This window comes from Candidatus Schekmanbacteria bacterium, assembly GCA_016219965.1.
Lineage (GTDB): Bacteria > Schekmanbacteria > GWA2-38-11 > GWA2-38-11 > J061 > JACRJM01.
Genome location: JACRJM010000003.1, coordinates 610779 through 637753, shown reverse-complemented (window position 1 = coordinate 637753; position 26975 = coordinate 610779). Strand labels below are relative to the sequence as shown.

Below are 26975 nucleotides of genomic sequence, written 5' to 3'. Positions count from 1 at the left end.
GCCATTATTTAATATGTTTTAGTTTTCCATTAATTTTATAAATGTACGCTAAAATCTCAGCCACAGCTTTATATAGATTAGGTGGGACTGCCATACCAACATCAACAAGTTTAAAAAGTGTTCTTGCAAGTGGTTTGTTTTCAACTATAGGAACGGAATTTTTCTTTGCTATTTCTCTGATTCTTTCTGCAATGTAACCTTGGCCTTTTGCAACTACTTGCGGTGCTCCTATTTTCACTGGGTCATATAAAAGAGCAATGGCTAATCTTGTAGGGTTTGTAATAACGACATCAGCCTTCGGAACTTCCTCCATCATCCTTCTTCTTGCTAATTCTCTTTGGATTGACCTAACCCTGCTTTTAACCTGTGGGTCACCTTCTCGTTGACGATACTCTTCTTTCACTTCTTCTTTTGTCATTTTCAGTTCATTATCATATTCTCGTTTTGTAAAAAGATAGTCTGCTGCTGCTATTATGCTAAAAAACCCAAGTGTATACTTAAAAAGTCTAAAAGAAATATTGCCAAAATAATTTAGCAGCTCAGCCGCACTGAAATTTACCATGCTTGAGATATTGGCAAATTCATTTTTCACTGCAAAATAAGCACATAAGGAAAGTCCTAAAATTTTCAATATCGATTTTGCGAGCATTTCTAGCGATTTTTTGGATAATAAACGTTTAAATCCGGACATTGGATTTATCTTGGATAGTTGTGGCTTAATTGGGTCAAAGGTAAAAAGAAGTCCGACTTGTATAAGCTGCGATACTACACCACTTATTAAAATAACTGCAAATAGCGGAATTAAAATAATTGCTAACTGACCAATAAGCATAACCATATATGAATACAAGTCTTGAGGTAACATCTCCCTTTGTCCAGCTGACTTAAGGAGAAAATAAAGGAGATTTTGAATTTTTATTATCATCTCCCTTCCTAAAAAATAAAAAACTGAAAGACCACTTAGAAGAATAAACACTGTATTTACTTCCCTGCTGTGCGCAACGTTGCCTTTTTTGCGTGCTTCTTCACGCTTTCTAGGTGTTGCGGGTTCAGTCCTCTGATCTTTTTCCTGATCTGCCATTCTTTAATCCTTAATCATATAAAAAGCTTTAAAAGCTTAAGCATTCTAAAATCTATTGTAAAAAAAATGTTTTTAAAAACTCCAGCCATGAAAGGGAGTGAAAACCCGAGCACTATCAAACCTAGCCCTATGGTCACCGGGAAACTTATCATGAACATGTTAATTTGCGGAACAGTTCTGACAAGTATTCCCAAGATTATATTAGTAAGAAGAAGGGTAACAATTATAGGGGCACTAATTTTAAGAGATATGCTAAATATTTCTGTACTCGTCATGATAAAATAGTCAGTAATTTTCCCGGATAATATCATACGGCCAAGAGGGACTACTTTGAAGCTTCTGCATATAGATTCTATTATGAAATGATGAGCATTTATTGAAAGAAAAATTAGAGTTGCAACAATACTTTCAAACTGTGTAATTATTGAAACCTGGTCGTCAAAATTAGGATCTAACACACTTACCATTCCGAATCCCATTTGGAATCCAGAAATCTCAGCAGCAAAGTCAATAGCTGAAAAAAGGAGTTTAACTAAAAAGCCCAATGCCATTCCTATAATTATCTCCCTACCAGCGGCAAACAAAAAGTTCATCACATCATTCAATACAACGTTATAGCCATTGGTCACAGGAAATACGACAAATGAAAGTATCACAGAAAATCCAATTCTCAGTATTATTGGTACTCTCTTGTCACCCATTATTGGAGTTACATATAAGAGCGCAAATATCCTGAAAAAAATCAGCATGAATATTTCTATTTGAACGACTTCTATATTGAATGGCTTCATTTTATGTAATTTGGTATATTGACAAAAATATTGGTCGTAAATTCCATCATATGCCTTATCATCCATGGTCCAAAAATAACCAAGGCAACAGCAACTGCGATTATTTTTGGTATTATTGACAGAGTCATTTCATTAATCTGTGTAACTGCCTGAAAAATGCTTATTAAAAGACCTGCAACAAGCCCAAAGCTCAGCATTGGTGCAGAAATTAGAAAAGCAGTTTTCAGTGATTGGACTGAAATATTTATTACAAAATCAGGGCTCATACTATCTCCTAATAGAAACTTTTTACCAAAGAACCGACAATCAGATACCAACCATCTACAAGAACAAATAGAATAATCTTAAATGGAAGAGAGATCATAACTGGCGGCAACATCATCATTCCCATGGAAAGCAAGACACTCGCAACAACAATATCAATAACCAGAAAAGGAATATAAATTAAGAAGCCTATTTGAAATGCTGTCTTAAGCTCGCTTATAACGAAAGCTGGGACTAAAACAAAAAAAGGTGTTTCTTGTTTAGATTTTAAATTTTTTTTCCCTGAAAGTTCTACAAACAAAGCAAGGTCTTTTTCTCTTGTTTGTTTAAACATAAACTTCTTGAGAGGTTCTGCTGCTCGTTGAATTGTTTCTTCTTGGGTAATGCTCTTCTTTAAATATGGTTGTATGGCTTCGTCGTTTATTTGTATAAAATATGGGGACATTATGAAAAAAGTAAGAAATAATGCGAGTCCGATTATAACCTGGTTGGGAGGCATCTGCTGAGTGCCAAGTGCTTGCCTAAGGAAGTGAAAAACAATTATTATCCTTGTGAAGCCTGTCAGCATAATAAGTATAGCAGGAGCTAAGGATAATATTGTAAGAAGAATGAGGATCTTTACACCCGCAGATACAGTCTCTGGATTGTTCCCTTCCCCAATGCCAATACTTATATTTGGAACAGGTACCGGTGCTGCAGCTGCAACTGATGTTATTAAGATTGTAATTAATGTAGCGGCTATTATTTTAAGCATAACGTTTAACCATTTTCTGAATTAATGATATTGAGCTTCTACAAATACTATTTAGACCGGATAGTTGACTTTTATCAGAATGAAATAATATGTTCTTCTCAAGATGTTCTTTAAAGTTCGAAGTAACTCCATCGTCTTCTCCTGAAAAAATATCATGAGATGTATCTGATACTGGAAATCTTATTAGAAGATTAATTTGTGTTGGAGTAATGCCTATCAGGAGTTTTTCTTCGCCAATCTCAAGAACGCTTACTCGTCTGTTACTTCCTAAATAACAGTTAGATACTACTTTTATGTTTTCAGGCTTCCTCTGGGTACCCTGACATTGTTTAATGATAAAAATTGCCAGGAACATAACACCAAGTAATATTATTAAGATACCTGCACTTTTTAATAAGTTCTTTTTAAAATCTAACCCATCGTTAACAGGAATATCAGTTTTTAAAGTACTATTGCTCGAAATTTCAGCAGGGATTAATGATGCATCACTTACAATATCTGTTTCTGCTCCTGATACCAGAACAGGAAACGAGCCTATTGCGAAAACCAGCCCAAATAATAATGAAAAAACGATCAGTCCCAACTTCATTTTAGTTTACTTAACCTTTCTTCAGGACTGACAATGTTTAATAGTTTAATCCCAAACTTTTCATTTATAACAACCACTTCTCCCAGAGCCAGAAGCTTCTCATTGACATATATCTCGAGAGGTTCTCCAACTTCTTTGTCTAGCTCTATTACTGATCCCTGCCCGAGTTGGATCAAATCATTTATACGCATTTTAGCTTTCCCAAAAATGACTGATACCTTTAGAGGTATATCCATTATGAAATCTAAATCAGCAGTTTTAACATTAGATAGAACATCATCTTTTTCTTCATCATTTGAGTTTTCCTGATTTCTCATTTGAGTTTTCCCGGCTTCAATTTCTTCCAAGGAAAAGCTGTTGGCATCATTTACGTTTAGATTTTCTTCCATTCCCTAACCTCCTTGTATTAATATCATTCATAATCTGAATTGCTTTATTTCCTTTCATAGATCCTGGCGTACCTCTTAATTTTTGTTTTCCTTCAATGAATATTGGGAATTCATCAGACGGTCCGTTTTTGAGGAAGATGACATCGCCCTGCCTTAAAGATATTAACTGTCTCCCTGTAATTTTTACTTCTCCTAATTCTACTTTCAAATCGAGTTTTGTCTTTACAAGTTGATTTAGCATCATCTTTCTCCAGTTAGCATCAACATCAGTCTTCATCCCTGAAAGATTTTTGCTGAACTTTCCCCTCAATGGCTCAAGAATTGACATAGGCACGCATATATCCAGAGCGCCAAGTATATCTACATCTATTGAGGTGACCATGACCATATCAGAAGGAAAACAAATTGAAACAAACTGCGGGTTTGTCTCCGTGCTGACTTCTTCAATCTTAAGCGGATACACGCTGACCCACGATTTCTGAAGATCAGCTGTTATATTTACATTAAGTTTTTTTATTAAACTCTGTTCTATGGTTGTAAACTCTCTATCCTCTACCGTAAAAGTGTTGTCTCCTCTTCCTCCAAGCAGGCAATCAATAAACGAAAAAGCTAATTTAGAGTCCAAAACCAGCAAACCTAGTCCTCTCAGAGGATTCATTCTTATCACATGGAAGCTTGCTGGTAGCTGAATACTTCTTAGAAAATCTTTATATTTTAATATTCTTGAATCTCTCAGGCTTATATTCTCAATTATTTTCCCAAAGAGACTTGAGATTGTCGTTCTTAGTTTTCTGCAAAAAACTTCATGTACCATGTCAACAGCCGGAAAGCTGCCCTTCATACGTCTGTTATTCTTTATAAAGTCAAAAGGTTGACAACCATCGCTATATCTGTTGTCCTTAACTGTGCTTTCTGTCGTTACATCTCCAGACTTTATGCCATTTAATAGGGCATCTACTTCTTCTTGTGAAAGTATTTGGTTCAAGTCTTCCCCTTAATATTTATTGAACAACGAACTCAGTGAAATATATTTCCCTTACAACACTTGATTTTAATGAAGCATTGATTCTTTTAACCAACTCTGTTTTAAGATCTATTTTTCCTTCTATTGACTTAACCTCATCAAAACTTTTTGCTGAAAGGAATAAAACAATTACATCTCTGATCTTTGAGAGGTTTGTTTCTATATCTTCCTTAGCCTTAAGACCCGCAATTTCAAGTTCCATAGTAACTTTGAGATATTTATTCCTCTCGCTATCTGTAAGATTCACAATAAAGGTTTCTAATTTGTAGTTTTCCGTTTTTATTGCAGAAAGATCCTCATTTGTGACGTTTGTTTCTGATTCTGCAGGAGAACTTTTTTTAAAATAAGTTATAGCAGCCAAAGATGCGCCACCTAAAGCAAGGATTACTCCTGAAATTATTAAAATCATCTTAAGCGAAAATTTCTTTTTGGTACCTTTGCCAGGTTCTCCAGAAATTTTTTTTACTTTATCCTTATCAGGTGTTTTTTTATCTGCTGCCTTATCTTCAACTGCTTTTTTTTCTTCATCCATACTATTCTCCTTATTTCTCCAAAATATAACTGTGCCCTTTGATAGAAGTGATTAAGCAAGGGTTATGCCAAAGGTTTCTTTTTTTAGAATAAAATAAGAATAAATATTTCGAACATACATATAATTGATTGTCATTAACAATCAGTATGTTAACTAACATCAGAAGATAATCAGAAAACAAACCCTAAGAGATGTGACTATTAACATAGCCAGACAATTTATATATTCGTCAATTTACTGATTATAAGTCAATCCGCTGACGCTAATGGTATTTGATAATAGTATTAAAAATGAAAGGAAGGCCCTGTCAGCAATTGACAGGGCCAAACTAAGAATTATCTCTTAAGATTTACAAGATCCTGAAGCATTTCATCACCGACAGTAATCACCTTGGAATTTGCCTGAAATCCTCTCTGTATAGTTATCAGATTTACAAATTCCTGTGAAAGATCGACATTTGAAAGTTCCAGGCTGCTAGAATTGATATTACCGAACCCTGCAGAGTTAGCCATCCCTATAATTGGAAGTCCTGAATCTTTACTTTCTGCATACATATTACCTCCAACACTGGTAAGCCCCCCATCATTTTTGAAGCTTGCAAGGGCTACCTTATAGAGATTTTTTGCCGCACCATTTGAAAACATACCAGACACTATTCCTTCGCTATCTATAGAAATGCTCTGAAGAGATCCAGAGCTATAACCATCCTGATCTTGAAAATTGGTAGCCGATGCCGCAGCAAATTGCGTAGTACCATCAAGCCCGTTCCCTGAATCTGTTGTTATGCTTGTACCAAAATCCAATGATATAGACTGGTTCTGCTGTGCACCGCTGTTAAAATCGAAATCAGATGCGTTAATAGTTTCCGTATCAAGTGCACCACTGTCATTAAATGTAATGCTACCAGAAGCAGTTTCCTGCATTATTCCTGCGGTCCCACCCGTCAAGTCGCTGCCATCAACAAGTGCATGCCAATCCCAGCTATTTTCTGAAGTCTTATTAAAATAAACTGTCGTTAGATGTCCGTTGCCTAGTGAGTCATAAACAGTAACAGATGAGGAAAAGTTAGATGTACTCTCTGGATCTGTTGCATCAAAAGAAGATTGGACTGCCTCACTTGAATCAAGGTTAACCGCCATAGTAATAGATTCAGTAGCCTTTGGAGAAGAAGATGTTGATGACAAGTTTATATCAGTCAAACTCCCGCTTGTATTGCCATTTTGGTCTATGGTGTAACCTTTTACTTTTGATCCATCGTTTGTAACCAGACTTCCGTCATTGTCAAAAGAAAACTGACCTGCCCGCGTATAAAATCTGCCATTAGAGTTCTCTACTATAAAGAACCCGTTCCCATCAATAGCAAGATCGGTAACGTTGGATGTACTTTGAAAAGAACCCTGTGTAAACATTGGACTTACGGTTTGAAGTTTTACACCTCTACCTATCTGACCGCCTCCAGAAAGACTTTGGCTTAGAATATCAGAAAAACTTGTCCTGCTTGACTTAAAACCTACTGTGTTTACATTCGCAATGTTGTTCCCAATGACAGACAATGCTGCCTGGTGGGCATTTAATCCGCTAATACCTGCAAATAATGAACTTAACATTTTTTTCCTCCTAAAAAGCGTTAGAAATCACCATACTTTATTAAATTTTTCTTACTTAATGTTCAGCAGGTTGTCCGGATCTATCTCCAGCCCTCCGACCTGCAGATATGGTTTCCCTTCTTTGAAAACTACTCCGGTTACTGTACCGCTTGTAATAGTAGTAACATTCACAGGGAGATTCTCACTGCTATTTGCTGATACTGTAAATGTATAATACCCATCATTTACTTTATTCCCGGAAGAATCGAGGCCGTCCCAGGAAAAGCTGTTTCTTCCTTCATCAGCAGCACCCACGCTAGTTTTTTGGACAAGATTATTTGTTGAATCGTAAATTGATATTTCAACTGATGAAGCTTTATCACTTAGGTCAAAGCTGACCTGCGGAACATTACCATTGCTTACTTCAATACTATCTCCGGACACCTCAACATCTTTGCCAATTAATGCCGCTGTCATTAAATTATTCTGTGAATCAATTGATGCAGTTAACGATGAAAACTGATCTTGTATATTAGTTAACGCTTCAAGACTTGAAAACTGCGCAAGCTGAGCTGTGAAATCAGTATTTTTCATCGGTTCCAGCGGATCCTGGTATTTCATCTGGGTAACAAGCATACTTAAAAAAGCATCCTGTCCGAGTGAGTTAGTCGAATCAGTCTGCTTCTCATATTGAGCTGTAGACGTTATCCCGGATATGTTTGAGATAGTCATTTAGATTCCTCCAAAAAAATAAGGTTAAACGTAGAGATCCACTACGCTGTTCAAATAATTGACACGGTTTATTTTTTGTGTCTCTGCTCCAGATTCTAATAATGATGCATCTGACTTAAGGAATCCGTCTCTTGCCGGATTTCTAGAATTACCGTCATCCTGTAAGTATGAATCTCTGTTGCCTCCTACAGAGACGGTAAATTCTTTAACGCTTACACCGCTATCAGAAATATTGTTAATTAGACTTGAAAGATTAGATTCAATAGCTGATTTGACACCACTGTCCCTGGTAATAATAGATATTATGATTTCTTTTTTATCGTTAGTTACAAGTTCAATTTTTATACTTCCAAGATTCGGAGGGGAAAAATCTATTTTCAATTCCTTTTTATCGCTTGACAACATTGCATGAACAGAATCAGTAATCTGTTCTTTAACAGTATGAAACTTGCCATCTATTTCTTTTTGTCCTATCTGGATTTGTTTTTCAGAAGTTTCAATCTTAAAAGTCTCATAACCAGTTTTTCTATTATTTAATACAGCAGACTGAGATATTTTCTCTGATTCTGCAAAGTCCTTTTCCCCATTTCCATTACTATCTTTTCCAGAATTTTTTTGAGTCAATTGCTGGATATCAGTGTTCTTGGTTTCTATTGTGATTGAAAAAGGCTTTGTTTGTTGTTGACCTAAACTTACCTTTTGATTTTCATCTTGCATCTTTGATTGAGGCTTATCTTTAATCTCTTTTGCTGGAGCTTTGGGTACATCTCCTATATTTGAGCTGTCTGCATTAAAGATCCCAGAATAAACAGTATTACTGGCTAATGGATTCTTGGAAGATGGAAGTGACTGGCTTGATTCAGCCTTTAATATATCAGCGTTATTGTCAGGTGCGACAGCATCAGATTCATAATCTATGCTTTCAACGGTTCTATTAACAATGTTTTCATCAAGATTAATTGCTTTATCAAGAACATTATCTTTTTTCACATCCGTTATTTCATTATATTCAACATTCCATGTGCCAACAGTCGTTTGTGTATTAAGATGTGTATTAAAATCTATCTGAGGTAACGGAATCCCAGTCTCTTGAAGCTCTTGAACTGCTTCTTGAGGAACAGCATTTTCTGTATTGTCAAATATTAAAGCCTCTGTCGGGAACATCCCCAACAACTGCACTGCTGCAGTTTTGTCAGCGTTCATTGATTCATCAATATCTTCTACATTATCATCACTTATATTTTTTATATTTTTCCCGGAACTCGGCTGAAGAGCATCCTCTATTATTTTGTTAACCAAATCTGCAAAATCCGGGATACCTTCTGTTTCACCAGATGTATCGAGAGACTGTTCAATACTAAAATCTTCCCCGGAATTGGCTACGTCAATTTTTCCACCGACAGCCAAGTTCATGTTAGGGTTTATCTCTAAAAGTGAATTTAACGAGACAGAATTCATCAGCGTCAAGGCTCCATTCCGGTCAGGCTGCTTGTAATCCTTACTGCTTTGTCCTTTGAAATCAATCCCAGTATTTTCGCGACCTGATCTCCCTTCATCCTTGAAAACATCTCAGTTATAACATCATCTGGTAGTTTATCCATTATCTGAGCTGCTGCTTCTCCTTTCATTGACGAGTATATTTTTACAAGATGCTGTATTTTCTCTTCATCTTTTTGTTCCTTGATTTTCAGCATTCCTTCAATCTCACTCCTAAGGTTTTTTAATTCAATTATTCTGTTTTTTATCTCCTCATCTGCTATCTTTATTTTTTCCTCTTTTTCTTTCAGCTCAGAATATCTCCTTGCAATCTCCTTTTCCTTTTCATTAAAAATAGAAAGAGATTTCTCGGATTCAGATGGTTGAATGGAAGCTGTTTGTTCTGAAACCTTAATGTTTCCTGCGTTATTTTGACCATTTTCTGCTTTAACTTCATTTCCAATCATTGCAGGAACAATAAAAAAACCAAGGAGAAATACTTTTATTAACAAAACAAAAACTGCAAGTTTAAGAAATTTATTATTTTTCATTATGCTCATAGTTGATCCCTCAAATTATTTTACAAAGAAGATCTGCCCGACCCGCTATGCGATTTAAGACCGAGCTCATTAAAAAATATCTGTTCTTTCCTGCTGTGTTCCTGACTGATTTTTGTTGCTTCCCGCCCTTTAAGCTTCTCCAGAACATGTTTGTCCTGGCACGCTTTTTTCAGACCTTCTATTGAGGTCGTCAAAGTCTCCTGTATTCCCATAATTACCTTCTCCTGTATCATGATTTCTTTAAGGAGATAACCGATGTAATCCATGTAGGTCTTATAATCATTCACAGATGTTGCATTTTTTTGTAATTCATTTAGTTTGCTCTTACATTTAGAAAGCTTGTCATGTTTCGCTTTTAAGGCGTTCTCCTGTTCGGCCAGATTTGTTTTTATTTTTGCAACCTCCATCTGGAGCTGCTCTTCCAGCATTTCTCTGTATTCGAGAACCCTTTGTAATTTAAATGATTGCCTAGGCATAGCGACCTCCTTTTATCTCAACCTGTTTTTTCTTTGAAAAGATTCATAAGCTGAGAAATTGACTGCTGAATTGTCACCTTTTCATCTACGTTCTGCTTTAAATAAGAGTTAATTTTGTCAATCATTTTGATTGCAAGGTCAATTTTTGGATTACTCCCCTTGGAGTATGCACCTATATCTATCATGTCTTCAGCTTTCTTATAGACTGCTAAAACTTCTATCAATTTCTTTGCAGTCTCTATGTGTTCCTTTGAAGAGATATCTTTCATCAATCTGCTGATGCTTTGAAGGATATCTACTGCAGGGTAGTGGTTTCTTGCCGCCAGTTCCCTCGTAAGACACAGATGCCCATCGAGAATAGATCTCATGGCATCAGAGACTGGCTCGTTAAAATCATCTCCTTCGACGAGAACAGTATACATTCCAGTTATGCTTCCCTTCCCGTTTGAAAGACCTGCTCTTTCAAGAAGCTTAGGAAGCATTGCAAACACCGATGGAGTATATCCTTTAGCTGTCGGTGGTTCCCCTATAGCAAGACCTACTTCGCGTTGCGCCATAGCAAGTCTTGTCACTGAATCCATCATCAGAATTACATCCATTCCCAAGTCGCGAAAATACTCTGCTATGGTCGTTGCAATAAATGCACCTCTAACCCTTACTAATGGAGGTTGGTCTGACGTCGCGGCAATAACAACAGATCTTTTAAGTCCATCTTTCCCCAGATCCTTTTCCAGGAATTCCCTTACTTCTCTTCCCCGTTCACCAATTAAGGCAACTACATTTACTTGCGCCATGGTATTCCTGGCAATCATTCCCATAAGTACGCTCTTGCCTACCCCTGAACCTGCAAAGATGCCCATCCTTTGTCCTTTACCGCATGTCAGCAACCCATTTATGCTCCTTACTCCAAGATCCAGGGTTTCGCTTATCATATTTCTTTCGAGCGGATTCAGCGGTTCAGAATAGATTGGATACTCTTCCTCTCCAAATAATCGTCCCTTACCATCTATTGGATCTCCATACCCATCTATTACGCGTCCAAGAAATTGTCTGCTTATCTTCAATGATGCTTTATTGTTCTTAACCTTTATAAGACTCCCTGGGCCAATCCCTCTTATGTCGCCCAATGACATCAACAGGGCTTTCCCATCTCTAAATCCTACGATTTCTGCCTGAATTGGAGTATCCTTGTCGTGCGGATAAATCATGCAAGAAGATCCTATAATGGAGTGCGGTGCATAACCTTCAATAACAAGACCGACGACTTTTGTAACTTTCCCATAAATATCGAAATTCTCTGCCTCTTCTACTGCCTTGCTATACAAATCAAAATCTATTGCCATTGAGTTTACCATTAATTTTATTTTTCTTTTTTACTTACCGTTTCCAAAAGTTTGGAACCGATATTTTCAAGCTGTTTCTCTACAGACGAATCCATGCAAAACGTTTCTGTATGTACATAGCATCCACCTGATTTAACCTTTTCACTTCCCTCGAATACTACTGTTTCACTTATTCCCCCGAGAAACTCATCAACTTTAGGATGTAGTGATTTAAATCTTTCAAGGTCTGACATATTCATTAAAATTTTTATTTCTCCAGATTTTGGTACTTTTTTAAGTACACGCCTCAAAACATTTTCTACAGATTTCTCATTGACAGAAAGTTCGCTTCCAACAATCTTCTCAGCTATCTTCAGTGACATTTGAATGGAGAAAGACATACTTTCTCCGTCGAGTTCCTCTATTTTCTTTTTCATTTCATGAGAAAGTAGCCCTAAGGAATCAAAAAATTCCTTTAGTTTCCTCAGTGCTTTTTCTTCTCCTTCTTCGAGACCTTTTTGATAGGCATTTTCATTTTCCGTTAATAAATATAAGTCTGCAGACTGAGAACTGTTGCTTTCATCTCCAGCATTGTGTGGATCTTTTTTTTGATTTTGTTTGAAACCATTTGAATTTAAATTTTGAAGTATTGTTATCCTCTCAAACACCTCATGATTTTTTTTCTTAACCTTTATTCTTCGTTTCCCGGGCTCGAGATCTTCGAGCTTAAATGGCAAAGTGGACACAGTATTCCCTTTCATATTTACACTATCATTTCTTCCTCGGCATTCCCGCCAAAGGTTATTTTGCCTTCTTCTTCAAGCTTTCTCGCAATCAAGACTACGTCCTGCTGAGCTTTTTCAACATCTTTAAGTTTTACCGGACCCATTGTGTCAATATCATCCTTAATCATATCTTTGACGCGTTCAGACACATTAGAAAATATTTTTTCTTTAAGTCCTTCACTGGCCGCTTTTAGAGCTAAAGCAAGTTTCTGTCCGTCTGTTTCTTTCAGCACAGCCTGCAGATCTTTTGCAGCAACATGAATGAGGTCTTCAAATGTGAACATATGTTCTTTTATTTTCTGCGCTATATCTTTGTCCTTTTCTGATACTGCACTTAGTATTTTGTTTTCAATTGATTTAGGCAGGTGGTTTAGTATCTCAGCAACCGGTTTTACTCCTCCTATGGCATTCTTGCGATTTCCCCCTAAATCACTTAATTCTTTTTTTAATATGAAATCGATTTCGTTCAAAACCTCAGGGGCAACTTCTTTAAGGTTTGCCATCCTGGTGATAATTTCACTTTGAAGTTTTTTTGGCATCTTCTCTATGATGTTGGCGGCCTTCAATGGCTCCAGACGTGATATAATCAAGGCTGAAATCTGCGGATACTGAGTCTTTAAAAAATTGGCACAAAGTTCAGGATCAGTCATTCTGAGAAGAGACAGACCTTCCTCATTTGTAAAAGCAAAAGACAAGTCAAAGTCTTCATCTGTTTCCTTAACCAGATTTGCTACCTTTTTCATCAGCTTGTTTGCATAACCCTTGTCAGGATTAAGTGCTCCAACGTTTGTGGATGAGGCTTGTTTATAAAACTCATCCATTATCATATCCACTTCAGCCTGCGATACTTTATCAAGCTTGGAAAGATGTTCCAAAACTTCTCTAATTTCATTGCTGTTTAAATTTTTTAACAATTCGCAGGCTACATCCTCACCAAGCATATATAGGAGAATGGCTGCTTTCTTTGAATTACTTGCTTCAGCTCTTAAATTATTTGAATCCGGTGGAACCAAAACCATAAATTAACTCCTGGAATTAAGCCATCCCTTTATTACTTTCCCTGTAATTTCAGGATTTGTTTTTGCCATCTCAAGCACTTTATCTCTTTGCGTTCCGCCAAAATCAGCATTTCTCTGTCCATATGCAGCCGAAGCTCTTTCTCCCGAAATTGCCGCTGGCTCAGACATCCTTCTTTCAATTTCACTTACACTCATGGGATATGAAACTGCATATCCACCTGGTTCTATGGGTTTTGTCATCCAGGCGATTAATGGTCTAATTATGAGGAAATATGTGAGTAACATTAGTACGAGCATTACACCGTATTTAATAGCAAGGTTGGTCGTTTCATTATTGAAGAATCCTGCAGGCTTAATACTCTCATCATTTACTGTTTCAAACGGGACATTTACGACTTCTACTTTATCTCCCCTGTCCTGGTTGAATCCGACTGCTGTCCTGACAATATCTGAAAACTTCTTCATCTCGTCATTAGTACGCGGCATGTATTCATTTTTTCCAGCTTCACCGGTTTCCTTATAAGAACCATTAATCAATACCGCCACCGAAAGAGTTTTTATGGTTCCTGACGGGGCAACTTGATGACTTACAGTTTTATTGATCTCATAATTCCTTACTTCATTGCTCTTATTTGATTGACCGCCTAACTGCCCCTGTGACCCTTGAGTTTTTTCTTCGCTAATCTGTTCACTTCTTACAACCGGTGAATCAGGGTCATATTTTTCTTCAGTTAGCTCCACACGTTGGAAATCCAAAGTTGCAGTTACTCTGGCAATTATGTTGTTTTTCCCTACAACCCTTTCAAGCATAGTTTGAATTCTTTTTTCAAAAGAGCTTTCAATAGATTGTTTGTATTCCATCTGAAGAGTGTTTTCTCCTATTCCAAGTTCATCTGCTTCATTATTGGACAAGATATTGCCAAGTGAATCTATAACAGTAACATTCTGTGCCTTAAGCCTCTCAACTGAACCTGAAACAAGGTTCACAATTCCACGGACCTGTTTCTGGTTAATGGTCATCCCTGGTTTGAGCTTTATTACTACTGATGCTTTAGGTTCTTCTGCATTTTCAAGGAAAAGAGATTTCTCTGGTATAGCAAGATGAATCCTCACTGTTTCCACAGAATCAAGCCTGGATATAGTTCTTTCAAGTTCCCCCTGAAGAGATCTCTGATAGTTTACCTTTTGTACAAAATCCGTAAGCCCGAAACTATTCTTGTCGAAAATTTCAAAACCTATACCATCTCCCTTTGGCACCCCTTCAGCTGCAAGCTCCATTCTAATGTCATAAACAGATTCTGCCGGGACATATATTCTGCTGCCATTACCTTCCAATTTATAAGAAACCTTTTTCTCTTTAAGGCTAGATACAATAGAAGAAGCATCAGACCCTGAAAGATTAGCATACAGGAGTTCATAATCCGGTCTTGTCCCCCAGAATACAACAGCACCAAAAGCAGCCAAAAAAATTGACAGGAGAAGAATAAATGATACCCTGTTTGCTACTGGAAGATTTTTAAAAATATTTCCTAACTGATTCAATAATTGATTTATTAAAGCCATTTACACTCCCAAAAAACTAAAGTTGCATTTTCATTATCTCTTCATACGCACTTAACACTTTGTTTCTTATTTGAAGCATCAATTTAAATGAGACATCTGCTTTCTGGAGAGAAATCATTGTTTCGTGTATACTGATGTTTCCTCCAGAGGCGAAATTCTGTACAGCCTGATCAGCTTCCTTCTGGGACTGGTTTACGTCCTTTACAAAATCTTTGATAGTATCTGAAAATGACGGACCATTGGTCGTTGCCACATCATTGTTCAGCTTTTTTTCCTGAATCAAATCTTTGAAGGGAAGACTGCCTATTTTTAAATCAACCACTTATATCCCCTTTTTTATTTACCTATATCCAAAGCCTTTTGTGCCATACTTTTGGTAGCATTGATTGCCGTCACATTAGCTTCATAAGCCCTGCTAGCAGACATCATGTTTACCATCTCTTCCATTAAATTTATGTTTGGAAGTTTTACATAGCCTTTCTCATCAGCATCCGGGCTACCCGGCTCATATTTCAATTTATAACTTTCATTATCCTCAGTTATTTCTGAAACTTTTACTCCTTTAATACTCTGTTCAAGCGCATCTTTAAAATTCTTAAAGCCGCCAGCATTATTAACTTCCGTAGCTGTCAATACAGCGGTTTTTTTCTTATATGGGCCTCCTTCAGGAGTCCTTGTTGTTTCTGCATTAGCCAGGTTTGAAGCAATAGTGTTCATCTTTACCCTTTGGGCATCAAGTGCTGAAGAACTTACTTGAAGCGCTGTCAAAAAATCCATGATTTAACTTCCTCCTTCCTTAATATCCCTTAATAACATCTTTCAGTGAATTGAACTGACGGGCAATTATCTGGGAAAGGGCATCATACATAATTCCATTCTCAGCAAGCTTTACCATCTCTTGGTCTATATTAACTGTATTTCCGTTGTTCCTATCCATATTAGCCGTATCATTCTCTTCCACAGTTACACCAGTTGAACTGCTGGGAGTTCCAGATAGAATAAAATGTTTAGGATTAGTGACATTAAGTTTTATAGCATCATTGCTCCTGATTTCATCTGCCAACACTTTATCAAACTTCAGATCTTTAGCCTTATAGTTCGGAGTTTCATAATTGGCTATGTTCGAAGAGATAGCAAGATGGCGTGCAGCTCTCATATCCATGCTGCTTTTCAGGATGTCGATCGTTTTGCCGAATATTTCACTGTCACCCATATCTGCATTACCTTCATTAAGAGTTACCGGAGCTTTTAATAGCAAGAAATATGCCACAACACTTTGCCGTTTTTGATACTAAAAAAACAAAACAACAATTCTTGCAACCTATTGATTTAAAGCTTTTTTTGGAGCTGAAGTAAAATGCTAATCATTTTTGAATTGAATGCTTAAGGTAGTTTTTACCTTTAAGAAGGATATTTTTTCCCGCAGAGATGAAAAGAATTCCTACTGGCTTATCTGGTATTCCCGGAGTTTGTTTCTCAACGTTCTTATACTTATTTGCAGAATAGAAGCAGCTTTTGTTCTGTTACCATTTACCTTCTTGAGAGTATTTACTATCAGACGTTTTTCCATTTCATGAATTGTAATATCGTCTGCTAATGAATCTGATGATTCCTCACAAGAAGAATCGTCATTATAATCAAACAAAAGATGTTCAGGTTCTATATTATCTCCTTCACACAATAACACAGCTCTTTCTATAAGATTTTCAAATTCTCTTACATTTCCAGGCCATGAGTGGTTTTCAAGAGATGCTAAAGCATCTGAACTTAGTTTAAGTAAATTCCTCTTATTGCGTTCACAAGATTTTTTTAGAAAGTATTCAGCAAGGAAAGGAATGTCATCAACACGTTTAGAAAGCGATGGTATTCTTAGTGGTATAACATTCAATCTATAAAAAAGGTCCTGTCTGAATTCTCCATTTTTTATGCACTCTTTAATATCTCTATTGGTAGTAGCAATAATTCTGGTATTTATTTTTACGGGATTCCTTCCGCCAACTCTATCAATCTCTCCCTCCTGGATTGCTCTTAAAAGCTTTGCCTGAAGGCAATATTTCATCTCAGTAATCTCATCAAGCATCAATGTACCATCATTAGCCAGTTCAAACTTTCCCTCTTTTCGTGCAACCGCTCCGGTAAAAGCACCTTTTTCGTGACCAAAAAGTTCACTTTCCAGAAGCCCTTCAGGAAGAGAAGCGCAATTTATGGCAACAAAAGGCATGTTACGTCTGTCGCTCTCCTGATGTATATACCTCGCAAGAAGCTCTTTTCCTGTGCCACTCTCTCCCTGAATAAGGACTGTGGCATTGCTGACAGCTATCGATTTTGCAAATAACAGAAGCTTCGCCATGTCGGAGTTTTTTGTAATAATCTCCTTTTTATATGGAATATCCGCGTCAGTTCCTGACCTATAGGCTTCATTTTTTCTGTCTAATACTTTTTCAATTACATTATTTAGTATCTCAAATGAAAATGGTTTAAGTATGTAATCGTCAGCGCCAAGTTTCATAGCTTCCACTGCATTTTCTATGGTGCCATAAGCTGTAATTAGAACAACAGAAGATTCCGGAGAAAGAGATTTTATCTGACCGAGAAGTGTTACTCCGTCCATTTTAGGCATTCTAAGATCAGTGAGAATAAGATCAAAGAAAGACTGTTTCATTTTAGCTATAGCTTCATAACCATTTGAAGCTGATTCAACTCTGAAACCACCCATGCTTATTGCCTTGGATATGGCAATTCTCATTTCCGGTTCATCATCTACAACAAGGATAGCCCTGGTCACTTCAAGTCTCCATAATAACTAATGGGAATTTTAATCTGAATAATGCTCCTTTATTCTCCTTGCTTTCAACCTCTATCAGTCCTTTATGCGTTTCCATTATGTTGTTTACTATAGACAGTCCTATTCCCGCCTTTTTCTCCTTTGTAGAAAAAAAAGGATTAAATATTTTATCAATCACATCAGGAGATATACCGCATCCAGTATCTGATATTTCTATCACATAATAGGTCTTTAAAAAATCATAATTAGCAGCACTTAAATAAGTATTTACAGAAATAATACCTGCCTCAGGCATTGCCTGTAATGAATTAATAACAATATTAAGCAGTGTCTGTTTAAAAAATTCACGATCTACAAGTATGCTGGCTGGTTCTGAAGAGATATTTTTTTTCAGTTCTATGTTGTTCTGCTCCAGGAAATATTTAAGAGATCCAAAAAATTCCTCAATAAAATTATTTGGGTCAATCTTAAACAATGCAGGCTTTGGTAAATTAGAGAAAATGAGTAGATTAGTTATCAGACAATCAAGTTTCTTAACTGAAACCAGAATATGTTCAGAGAATTTTTTTATCTCTTCGCCTTCAAGCATCCCCGATTTAATCATTGAGGCAAAGAGCTCAATGCTTCCAAGAGGGTTCCTAATTTCATGCGCCATGGCTGCCGCAAGTTCTCCCATAGCCCTAAGCTTTTTTGATCTTTCAGACTGGATCTCAAGTTCTCTTTTTTCATTATGCTGATTCATTTTTTAACTTTGACCTCTCTTCAGTATCTTTCTTAACTGTTTTTCATGTTTTAATTTCCATAAAATATCTTCTTTTATCTCATCATTGAGTTCAGGCATAGTGGAATTTTTATTTTCATCTTCTTCAACAACTTTAAGTGCTCTTTTTTGTTCACCCATTTGGTTCAGTATCTGTACCTTCAGCAATGCCACTTCACTTTCCTTTGACTTATAAAGAGATGTATCAATAAGGCTCAAATTAGATAATGCCTCTTCATAATCATCAAGCTTATAGCAGCTATACGCCATCCAAAAAACTATATCTTCGTAAAGAGGCTGTCTATCAGGTAATTTTTCAATATATTCCAAAGCCCTTTTGAAGCTTGAAACTGCCACACCATATTGAGACATCATCATAAAATTCTTTCCTTCAAGATATTTTCTTTTAACACCATCTTTTTTAGTTTCTTTCAGAATTTGGAGCGATCCTTCATACTTTCCCTGTTCATATAGGGACTCTGCGAGAAACATAGTCCCATTTTCCTGACTTATGGTATCAGAATTTTCCTGCAAAAATCTTCTTAAACTCTCCTCTGCTTTAGCAAAAGAGTTCTCCTTCATATAGGAAATTGACTCCAGATATATAGCCCGATTTTGTTCGTCTATGCCAGATTGAATCATACTACCTTCCAGTATTCTCCTTGCTTCAGAAACGTAAGATAATTCAATTAATGATTCACAAAGTTTTAAGGCCGCTGCAGCTTCGATACCTTTGCTTTGAACATTGCTTATCTCATTAGCTGCAATATACAATTCAACAATTTTGCTGTGGTTGCCACTAAGGTAATAAAATGAAACTCCTTCATTAATGATTTTTCCGATACACTCATTAATGGTATCTGTCATATTCCCGTCCTTAGTACTTTTAACTTTTGAAAGAATCTTCAATGCATCGTTATACTTAGATTGTTCACAAAAGGCGCTGATTTCGCTGCTTAAAGCTTTGCGCCTTAAGTCAGATGGATAATCTGAAAAAACAATATCATTGAAGTCTGTTATTGCTACACCTAAATTGTGGTTTCTCCTAAAATTATATTCCGCTCTTCTCAGCTTTGCCTCACCTGCATATTTTGTACCTGCAAACTCTCTTGCTAACTGAGACAGACTGTTAATCGCGTCTGCTTCTCTCCCTTCAGCCAAATCCACATCGGCCATTATTATTTTTGCTCCGGCAACAGACAAGGATTTTGCATCATTTGAAATAATAAATTTTGACAATATGTTTTTTGATTCGCTATACCGTCCAACTTTATACAACGATTGAGCATATTGCAGCCAATTATCTTCCGAAACGGATTTTGATACAAAACCAGACGAGAGTGTTGTTGCTCTCTCGAAACACTCACATGCCATATTATAATTGGCAATTTTGAAATAACCTGAGGCCATTTGGAGGAATAATTGTTCTCGCATTTTAGCATCAAGGCTTTCTGTTTGAATTGAGTTAAGAAGCATTAATGCCTTATCAAATTCTTTTTTCTCAAAATGAAGGTTTGCTCTCTCCAATATTCCCGCAGTCGCATAATAAGTTGAAGGGAATTTCTTATCTATCATATTATAATAAGCAGATGCTTCATCATAGAAACCCATCTTGGAATAAGCGTTTCCCAGCAGATAATAAGCTTTGGCCTGCAATATTTTATCATTGCTTAATGAAAGCGCCGAATTCAGAAACTTTAATGCATTAGTAAAGCTCTCTTTGTCTTGTAATTTCATTATGTTTAAGAGAGATTCTGCAGCGAGGACATGTGATACAGCTGCAAACTTCGTACCATTGTTTTCTCTTATTGCCTGATTAAACTTGCGGAATGCATCGGCGTACTTCTTTGCTTTAAAGTCCTTTACAGCATCGATAACGAGCGGCGGAGCATTTGCAGGAATTAAACTTTGAACGTCTTCTGGCTGCTGAATATTTACTGTCCTTGCAGATGTCTTTGGTAAATCAATTAATGGCGAAGTATTAACTTTTTGTGGATATTCTTTATATCCATTTTTTTCTATAAGCTTACTTTGCTTAATTTCATTTATTTTATTTTGCGGAGAACTAATGTGCGCAGAACTAACTGATGAAGCTACCTTGATATCTTCTTTGCTTTTTTTATTTTCTAGTTTCTGAACATTAACATCCTTTTTAGGCTCTTGATTATTCTTGGATTTAGAAGGGTTGGAGATATTTTTTACCTCAGCTTTTACATTTTGTATAATCTCTTTCGGGACAGCAGATTTCTTAAAGTCAAATACCACCCTGTCAGGATTTACCAAAACCATTTTTGCTATGTTAATTCCGCTATCTACTAACACGCACTGCCACACAAATGGTGATGGACTGATAATTGAACTGCTTTTGATATACTTATTGCTCAAAGTCAAAGATAGGTTATCTGCTATTTCAGCTTCCTTGAAAGTCACTTCAAGCTGTCCACTTTCATCCTGTTTTTTAATTTCAGCTTTATCCGGCGCGCTAAGGACAAACACTATTCTGTAAAAATTCCCGTGATCTGCAGCTTTAAATGAAAGTACTTTTTTTGATTCGCCTGAATACGAAATTTCTGGAACAACGAAAACAATGCTAATTATTAGTATTGCATACGCAAACAATATTTTTTTGGTATATAATTTTTTCATCAACTGTTTCATCATATATAAATTTCAGTCTGCTACGTGCAAATGCTATGCCAACAACAAAAAGTTATCTCTAGCCTTTAAATAGTCTTATTTTTCTGATAGGTATGTAGTAGCGATGAATTTTCTTGTATGATTTTTTATCGTCAATATCTTGATTCAATGCCAATATTCTGGCGAATTTTAACTTTAAGTTCCCTACACCTTAGACGAAAGTTAAGAAAGCCAGACAGTTTATATAAATATAGGAATGAACAATAATGACTGCTAACACTGTTACTAATAAAACTGAGATAAAAATTCTAGTTGCAGATGATGACAAAAACTTCAGGGAACTTTTTAAATCGTTTCTTGAAAATAAGGGCTTCCCGGTAAAGACAGCATATGACGGAAGGGAGGCAATTGAATATATTGACAGAGAAAAGTTCGATCTCGTAATAACCGACCTTATAATGCCCGGAGCCGACGGTTTTGCAGTGCTCGAAAAAAGTCTCGACTCTAACCCTGATTGCCAGGTAATAATAATAACCGGCTATGCAACGCTTGATACAGCATTAAAAGCGATTAAAACCGGTGCATATGATTATATAAAGAAGCCATTCACATTTGATGAAATAGATGTTGTAATAAGAAATGCGGTTCTTAAGGTCAATCTTATAAAAGCTAATAAGATACTAGTAGAACAGTTAAAAAAGGCTTATGAAAGACTTAAGTCATCACAACCGTTAAATGACTCACTTGTTGCTCAATGCAGAGAATTTCTTGGTGAAGATGGTTGCGATGAAGCTTTACCGCCAGATATGAGTTCCATAATGAAATGGGCAACAACCAGAATTCTCCCCTGTCATTATGATCAATATAACAAAAAAAACCTTATAGACCTTCAGCAGGCAATTGAAGAACTGAAGACATTGTCAAAATTGAAATCAGATGGCGCAATCGATGAAAAAGAATTCGAGAATTTTAAAAAAAAAATTTTGACTGATCTTTAATTAAGCCGGAATATCCCTTATTGTTCTTTCTTTATAAAATCTTTTCTTTTTAGCTTTTCAACCAGAGTAGTTCTATTTATATTAAGAAGCCTGGCTGCTTTTTCTTTAACCCATCCGCTTTTCTCAAGAGCCTGCAGTATCAGGTTATTTTCAACCTTGTCTAAAACAGAATTAAGGTTGATCCCATCCTCTGGAAGTGAAATATTGTAATTATTATCCTTCTGTTTCAACAATCTGATCTTCTCAGGAAAATGTTCCAATTTAAGACAATTAACACCGGAATTGATTATGACAATCCTCTCAAGCAGATTCTCAAGCTCTCTCACATTTCCAGGCCAGGAATATTTAGTAAGGTATTCTATTACATCATCATCAACTCCATCTATGGAACACTTCTTTTCTGCATTCATCTTGGTAAGAAAGTAATTAACAAGCAGAGGAATATCACCGGTTCTATCCCTGAGAGGAGGAAGATAGATGGGAATAACATTTAATCTGTAAAAAAGATCCTCCCTGAAAAGCTTTGTTTCAACAAGCGCTTCAAGGTTCTGGTTTGTTGCGGCTATTACTCTCACATCAACCTTCTTGGTCTTTGTACTCCCAATAGGGTCACATTCCCTGGATTGCAATATTCTCAATAGTTTTACCTGCAATTTTGGGCTCATATCACCAATTTCATCGAGAAAAATAGTCCCACCATTGGCTATTTCAAATCTGCCGGGTCGATCCGCTATCGCTCCTGTAAAAGCTCCTTTGACATGCCCGAATAGTTCACTTTCAAGTAGTTCCTCAGGTATGGCACCGCAGTTGACAGGAACAAGCAGATTGTTTCTTCTCTTACTGTTATAATGAAGAGCACGTGCTACAAGTTCCTTACCGGTTCCACTTTCCCCCTTAATCAGTACCGTACTATCTGTGTCAGCTACTTTTTCTATCAGTCTAAATATTTTTTGCATTGGTTCGCTGTCGCCAATAATATTTTCAAAATCATACTTTTTCTTGAGTTGGCTTTTAAGCAGAATATTTTCACCGCGTAATTGTTTAAGCTCCAACGCACGATTTATAGTAAGCAATATTTCTTCAAGATTAAAAGGTTTTGTAACATAATCAAAGGCACCGCTGCGCATTGCTTCAACGGCAGTTTCTATGGATGCGTATCCGGTCATTATTACTGTAATAATATCGGGAAGATTACCCTTAAGCATCTTCATCACTTCAATACCACTTTTGCCAGGCATGATTAGATCTATAAGGGCAAGATTGAAGTCTTTTTCGTGAATATTTTTTTCTGCTTCTTCAAAACTCGATGCCTGTTCAGTAACAAATCCCTTGTTGCGAAGAAATTCAGACAAGAACTCCCTGAATTCCTGTTCGTCATCAACAATAAGTATTGATTTCCCATTCATAATTTAATGACCATTTACCTTCCAGGCTGTTATATTAATAATATATAATAATTGTTATATACTAACATTTTTCATATTCAGGTGCAAAAAGATTGAGTAGAAAAAAATATTTTAGATATACTTCTTTTATGAAACTTGCAGTCAATATAGTTACGATGTTACTTTCCATTTTTGCATTCATGCTAATTGGGGAAGGAATATTACGGTTATGCCCGGGACAAATGTTAAGAGAAAATATTCCTGATTTTGAGCAGAAAAACATTTATGTGAACAATCCAAATACCGGATACAAAATGGCTCCTAATCTCAACACCAAGTTTCAGGGACACATCATAACAACTGACCCTTTTGGATTTAGAAAAAACGTTACAAGTGATGATCAATTATACAATTATACCATACTTGCCATAGGTGATTCATTCACTTTTGGAGAGGGAACAGAGGACAAGGAAAATTACGTAGCCGAACTCGCGGAGTATTTCAAAAACAAAGATAGAAATCCAAAAATAAACATAATCAATGCCGGTGTCCCAGGTTTTGGAACTGATCAGGAACTTGAAATGCTTATAGAAACAAAAAAACTGACACATCCTAATCTTGTCCTTCTAACTTTCTATACCGGAAACGATCTTATTGACAACATGATAGGCGGAATAAAACGGAGGCGGGTTGAGTCTAACGGCTTTCTTTATGACAGATATATTGAGAATATGGCATGCAAGGAATTAAAAAGAAATATCTTTAAGTTATCTTTATATAAAGCGGGGAATTTCCTTGAGAAAAGAAGTCTTTTGTTCTTCTTAATAAAGAACAGGTCAGAACTTTTTTTGCAGAAATATTTTAACTGGAAAGTACTAGATCCCTATGGATATTTAGACAGAGGAAATTTTGAATTCTTCAGAGATCCAATGCCGAAAAAAGAGGAAATGTTGTTCAGTAAAACAATAAAGCTAATTACCGACATCAAAGAGGAGTCGGAAAAAAGCGGAGCAAAGTTCGCAGTTGTAATAATCCCAGCCGGCTTTCAGGTTTATGAAGAAATTTACAAAGGACTTATCTATGAATACAAATTGCAGGAAAAGGATTATAATATTGAAGGCTTAAACTCTAAGCTTGCAAAATATATTGCGAAGGCTAATATTCCGGTGCTTGATCTTTTACCGGCATTTAAAAACAGGAAAGACATGCATTTATATCGATGGGGGCATCTTAGCCCGGACGGAAATAGTGTTGCCACAAGTGAAATAATAAGCTTCTTAAAACAGAACAATCTTATACCTTCTGAAAATATTGCTAACTGAAAACAATAAAAAGTCAAAGAAAGTATTTTGGTCAGTACTGGCAGTCTTTTGCCTGCTGAAGATTACTCAGCTTTTAACAGCAACCGAACCTTTCCTTGCATATGAGGAGACAACCAATGGATGCCTTGCAAATGATATTCTTAGCGGGAAACTGCTTATGGGAATGTTCAACTACCAGGCATATCCTCATTCAGGGGGAACACTGATTTATGGATTAATTGCTGTCCCGTTTTTTGCTTTATTTGGAAAATCTATTATTTCTCTTAAATTGATACCCCTGATATTCTCACTAATCACTCTTGCCCTTTGGTTTAAAATAATAGAAAAATATTTTGACTCTTTAATGGCGCTGATCTTTTCCGGTTTCTATATATTTTCATCAGATCTTTTATGCAGAGGCGAATTAATCGCATGGGCAAACCATTGCGAATCAAATCTCTTTACGATCTCAACTGTGTGGTTAACAGCATCCCTGCTTGAAAAAGATGAAAACCGGGAAAATTATGTTAAAAATTTGGTCGCAATTGGAATAATAGCAGGTCTTGGAATATATTTTGACTATATTTATGCCATTACTCTCATGGCTGTCATGTTGGCCGTATTAGTGGTAAAAAGAAATATTTTCACCATAAAGAATATTTGTTATCTTCTGATCTCATTTATTGCCGGTTTTTCTCCATGGATTTTTTATAGACTTCAGCATACTGATCCTGTCAGAGGGAAGGCTCTTCTTTTCTCAAAAGTTTTTACAAGCAGGATGGATTTGAATTTCAGCCCTTCCCATATTGCTGACAAAATAATCCAGATTATTATAAATGATATTCCTTCTTCTCTTCATTATATTAATGGATTCCCCATCTTTGGTAAGATTGCAACATTTATTCTTCTGTGTGTCATAGGATTTTCTCTGATATTCTATATACAAAAACTGTTTCAAAAGCATAATAACTTTTTCTGTTTATTTCCTGTTTCTTTTCTTGCTTCATTTTTATTCATTTTTTTCTTCAGTGGATTTTACAACCCATCAATCCCTGAAAAGGAATGGTTCTTTATTTCAAAATACCGTTATTATCTTCCGCTTATTCCATTCTTATATTTCTTCGCTGCCTGGGGAATTAAAAATTTAATTAACCGTTTTTCCGGTACATCTAAGAAGTATCTGCCTATAATAATATTGGCATCCATAATGATAGCCGGATTCAAAGAGAATTCAGTTTATATCGAGCCTTCAAAATTTCTTTCAGGAACTGTTAACCGCGGCTACAGTTACTGGGAGCTTATTCCCAACTACCTTCTGAAAGTAAGAAGTGAAGAAGAACTGAAAATCCTTGTGCAAAAGCTTGAAAGGGAGGCCGCATTAATTAACTTCCCGGAGGTCGGAAGACAGCTTGCATCCTACTCATTAAAAGAACCTACTATTATAGAGAGAATTGCAGAAGGAAGAGATGAATTTCTCAAGTCGAGGCTCTATTTCGGAATCGGCAAGGGAATCTTTGATGAGTTTAAAGATGATATAGTCTCGGTCCAAAAAGCAATAACAGTCATTCCGGAGGCTTACCAGGGCTTTTGTTATGAAGGATATATTAACGAAGCAGCCAGAGAATATTCTAAATATATTTCTTTGGATCATGGATTTAAATGTATATGGGAAATAAGCAAAGTATCAAAATTAATTAAGATTACTGACGAAAGAAACAGGTCATCAGCGTACAGAGGACTTGCACGTTATATTATGGAGGTAGAGCTTTTTGTGTCAACATCCAACCGTCTACCTCTCGAGAGAATCATGCCGAAATGCCTAAGCATTATTTCTGATATTCCACCTGATAAAAAAGGGGAAGTAATAGAGGGGTTTGGTTACGAATTGTCATCCTACTGGCTTATGGGATTGCAGCAGGCAGTTTTTACTAAGAACCAAACTGCCAATGCAGTTTCTGCTTTCGATAACCTGCTTAATAAAAATGTTTCTAAGATAATCCTAGCATCAAAGGGACTTAATCCAGAAATGCTAAAACCATTTACTTCCGGAATTAAGTACGCGGTTACTATGACTTTTAATGATCCCATTCTTCAAAATGAAACTCTAAACAAAATATCAGACGGGAATGGATTGTCTATACAAAAGTAGGTATAATTCCAACGGTA

Annotated in this window: 27 protein-coding genes; 3 read left to right on the top strand and 24 right to left on the bottom strand. The window is 36.3% G+C overall.

Features of this window, described 5'->3' with window-relative positions; translation table 11 throughout:
- Positions 1–4: 4 nt before the first annotated feature.
- From flhB to HZA77_05015, 23 genes are all read right to left on the bottom strand, one after another.
- Positions 5–1081, bottom strand: coding sequence for a flagellar biosynthesis protein FlhB (flhB, locus tag HZA77_05125; protein ID MBI5374793.1), 1077 nt, complete (start codon positions 1079–1081; stop codon positions 5–7).
- A gap of 14 nt (positions 1082–1095) precedes the next feature.
- A complete protein-coding gene (gene fliR / locus HZA77_05120) occupies positions 1096–1872 on the bottom strand; it encodes a flagellar biosynthetic protein FliR (GenBank protein MBI5374792.1) in 777 nt (258 codons plus the stop codon).
- Positions 1869–2138, bottom strand: a complete 270-nt coding sequence (gene fliQ, locus HZA77_05115; GenBank protein ID MBI5374791.1) for a flagellar biosynthesis protein FliQ — start codon at positions 2136–2138, stop codon at positions 1869–1871. The genes fliR and fliQ overlap by 4 nt, the downstream gene beginning before the upstream one ends.
- A gap of 8 nt (positions 2139–2146) precedes the next feature.
- Entirely contained in the window at positions 2147–2890 is a 744-nt protein-coding gene (gene fliP / locus HZA77_05110; protein MBI5374790.1) for a flagellar type III secretion system pore protein FliP, read from the bottom strand.
- Positions 2883–3479, bottom strand: a complete 597-nt coding sequence (locus HZA77_05105; GenBank protein ID MBI5374789.1) for a flagellar biosynthetic protein FliO — start codon at positions 3477–3479, stop codon at positions 2883–2885. The genes fliP and HZA77_05105 overlap by 8 nt, the downstream gene beginning before the upstream one ends.
- Entirely contained in the window at positions 3476–3868 is a 393-nt protein-coding gene (fliN, locus tag HZA77_05100; GenBank protein MBI5374788.1) for a flagellar motor switch protein FliN, read from the bottom strand. The genes HZA77_05105 and fliN overlap by 4 nt, the downstream gene beginning before the upstream one ends.
- Positions 3843–4853, bottom strand: coding sequence for a flagellar motor switch protein FliM (gene fliM / locus HZA77_05095; GenBank protein ID MBI5374787.1), 1011 nt, complete (start codon positions 4851–4853; stop codon positions 3843–3845). The genes fliN and fliM overlap by 26 nt, the downstream gene beginning before the upstream one ends.
- Before the next feature lie 16 nt (positions 4854–4869).
- Positions 4870–5424: a flagellar basal body-associated FliL family protein gene (locus HZA77_05090; protein MBI5374786.1), complete on the bottom strand. Its 555-nt coding sequence runs from the start codon at positions 5422–5424 to the stop codon at positions 4870–4872.
- A gap of 335 nt (positions 5425–5759) precedes the next feature.
- Entirely contained in the window at positions 5760–7031 is a 1272-nt protein-coding gene (gene flgF, locus HZA77_05085; protein ID MBI5374785.1) for a flagellar basal-body rod protein FlgF, read from the bottom strand.
- A gap of 51 nt (positions 7032–7082) precedes the next feature.
- Entirely contained in the window at positions 7083–7742 is a 660-nt protein-coding gene (locus HZA77_05080) for a hypothetical protein (GenBank protein ID MBI5374784.1), read from the bottom strand.
- A gap of 24 nt (positions 7743–7766) precedes the next feature.
- A complete protein-coding gene (locus HZA77_05075; protein MBI5374783.1) occupies positions 7767–9200 on the bottom strand; it encodes a flagellar hook-length control protein FliK in 1434 nt (477 codons plus the stop codon).
- A gap of 5 nt (positions 9201–9205) precedes the next feature.
- Positions 9206–9778, bottom strand: a complete 573-nt coding sequence (locus HZA77_05070) for a hypothetical protein (protein MBI5374782.1) — start codon at positions 9776–9778, stop codon at positions 9206–9208.
- 20 nt (positions 9779–9798) lie between these two features.
- Positions 9799–10254, bottom strand: a complete 456-nt coding sequence (locus HZA77_05065; protein MBI5374781.1) for a flagellar FliJ family protein — start codon at positions 10252–10254, stop codon at positions 9799–9801.
- Positions 10255–10271: 17 nt separating this feature from the next.
- Entirely contained in the window at positions 10272–11597 is a 1326-nt protein-coding gene (gene fliI / locus HZA77_05060; GenBank protein ID MBI5374780.1) for a flagellar protein export ATPase FliI, read from the bottom strand.
- A 17-nt stretch (positions 11598–11614) separates the two neighbouring features.
- Positions 11615–12337, bottom strand: a complete 723-nt coding sequence (locus HZA77_05055; GenBank protein MBI5374779.1) for a hypothetical protein — start codon at positions 12335–12337, stop codon at positions 11615–11617.
- A 2-nt stretch (positions 12338–12339) separates the two neighbouring features.
- Entirely contained in the window at positions 12340–13380 is a 1041-nt protein-coding gene (fliG, locus tag HZA77_05050; GenBank protein MBI5374778.1) for a flagellar motor switch protein FliG, read from the bottom strand.
- Between the two features lie 3 nt (positions 13381–13383).
- Positions 13384–14943 carry a flagellar M-ring protein FliF gene (gene fliF, locus HZA77_05045; GenBank protein ID MBI5374777.1) on the bottom strand — a complete coding sequence of 520 codons (1560 nt, stop codon included), beginning with the start codon at positions 14941–14943 and terminating at the stop codon, positions 13384–13386.
- A gap of 16 nt (positions 14944–14959) precedes the next feature.
- A complete protein-coding gene (fliE, locus tag HZA77_05040) occupies positions 14960–15265 on the bottom strand; it encodes a flagellar hook-basal body complex protein FliE (GenBank protein ID MBI5374776.1) in 306 nt (101 codons plus the stop codon).
- Between the two features lie 14 nt (positions 15266–15279).
- Entirely contained in the window at positions 15280–15720 is a 441-nt protein-coding gene (flgC, locus tag HZA77_05035; protein MBI5374775.1) for a flagellar basal body rod protein FlgC, read from the bottom strand.
- 19 nt (positions 15721–15739) lie between these two features.
- Positions 15740–16213, bottom strand: coding sequence for a flagellar basal body rod protein FlgB (gene flgB, locus HZA77_05030; GenBank protein MBI5374774.1), 474 nt, complete (start codon positions 16211–16213; stop codon positions 15740–15742).
- Positions 16214–16384: 171 nt separating this feature from the next.
- Positions 16385–17689: a sigma-54-dependent Fis family transcriptional regulator gene (locus HZA77_05025; protein MBI5374773.1), complete on the bottom strand. Its 1305-nt coding sequence runs from the start codon at positions 17687–17689 to the stop codon at positions 16385–16387.
- A gap of 40 nt (positions 17690–17729) precedes the next feature.
- Positions 17730–18470, bottom strand: coding sequence for a hypothetical protein (locus tag HZA77_05020; GenBank protein ID MBI5374772.1), 741 nt, complete (start codon positions 18468–18470; stop codon positions 17730–17732).
- Between the two features lie 3 nt (positions 18471–18473).
- Positions 18474–21149 (bottom strand): tetratricopeptide repeat protein, encoded by a 2676-nt coding sequence (locus HZA77_05015; protein ID MBI5374771.1) that lies wholly within the window; start codon positions 21147–21149, stop codon positions 18474–18476.
- 242 nt (positions 21150–21391) lie between these two features.
- Here HZA77_05015 and HZA77_05010 point away from each other — a divergent pair, with 242 nt between their 5' ends.
- The gene (locus HZA77_05010) at positions 21392–22123 is read left to right on the top strand and encodes a response regulator (GenBank protein MBI5374770.1); all 732 of its coding nucleotides are present in this window, start codon (positions 21392–21394) and stop codon (positions 22121–22123) included.
- Positions 22124–22140: 17 nt separating this feature from the next.
- Here the strand turns inward: HZA77_05010 and HZA77_05005 are convergent, their stop codons facing one another.
- Complete coding sequence (locus HZA77_05005; GenBank protein ID MBI5374769.1) at positions 22141–23529, bottom strand: sigma-54-dependent Fis family transcriptional regulator; 1389 nt, start codon at positions 23527–23529, stop codon at positions 22141–22143.
- Positions 23530–23621: 92 nt separating this feature from the next.
- On the opposite strand from HZA77_05005, the gene HZA77_05000 reads away from it, so the two are divergent.
- Together HZA77_05000 and HZA77_04995 are read left to right on the top strand one after the other, a co-directional pair.
- Complete coding sequence (locus HZA77_05000; protein ID MBI5374768.1) at positions 23622–24830, top strand: SGNH/GDSL hydrolase family protein; 1209 nt, start codon at positions 23622–23624, stop codon at positions 24828–24830.
- The gene (locus tag HZA77_04995) at positions 24820–26958 is read left to right on the top strand and encodes a glycosyltransferase family 39 protein (GenBank protein ID MBI5374767.1); all 2139 of its coding nucleotides are present in this window, start codon (positions 24820–24822) and stop codon (positions 26956–26958) included. The genes HZA77_05000 and HZA77_04995 overlap by 11 nt, the downstream gene beginning before the upstream one ends.
- Positions 26959–26975: the final 17 nt, after the last annotated feature.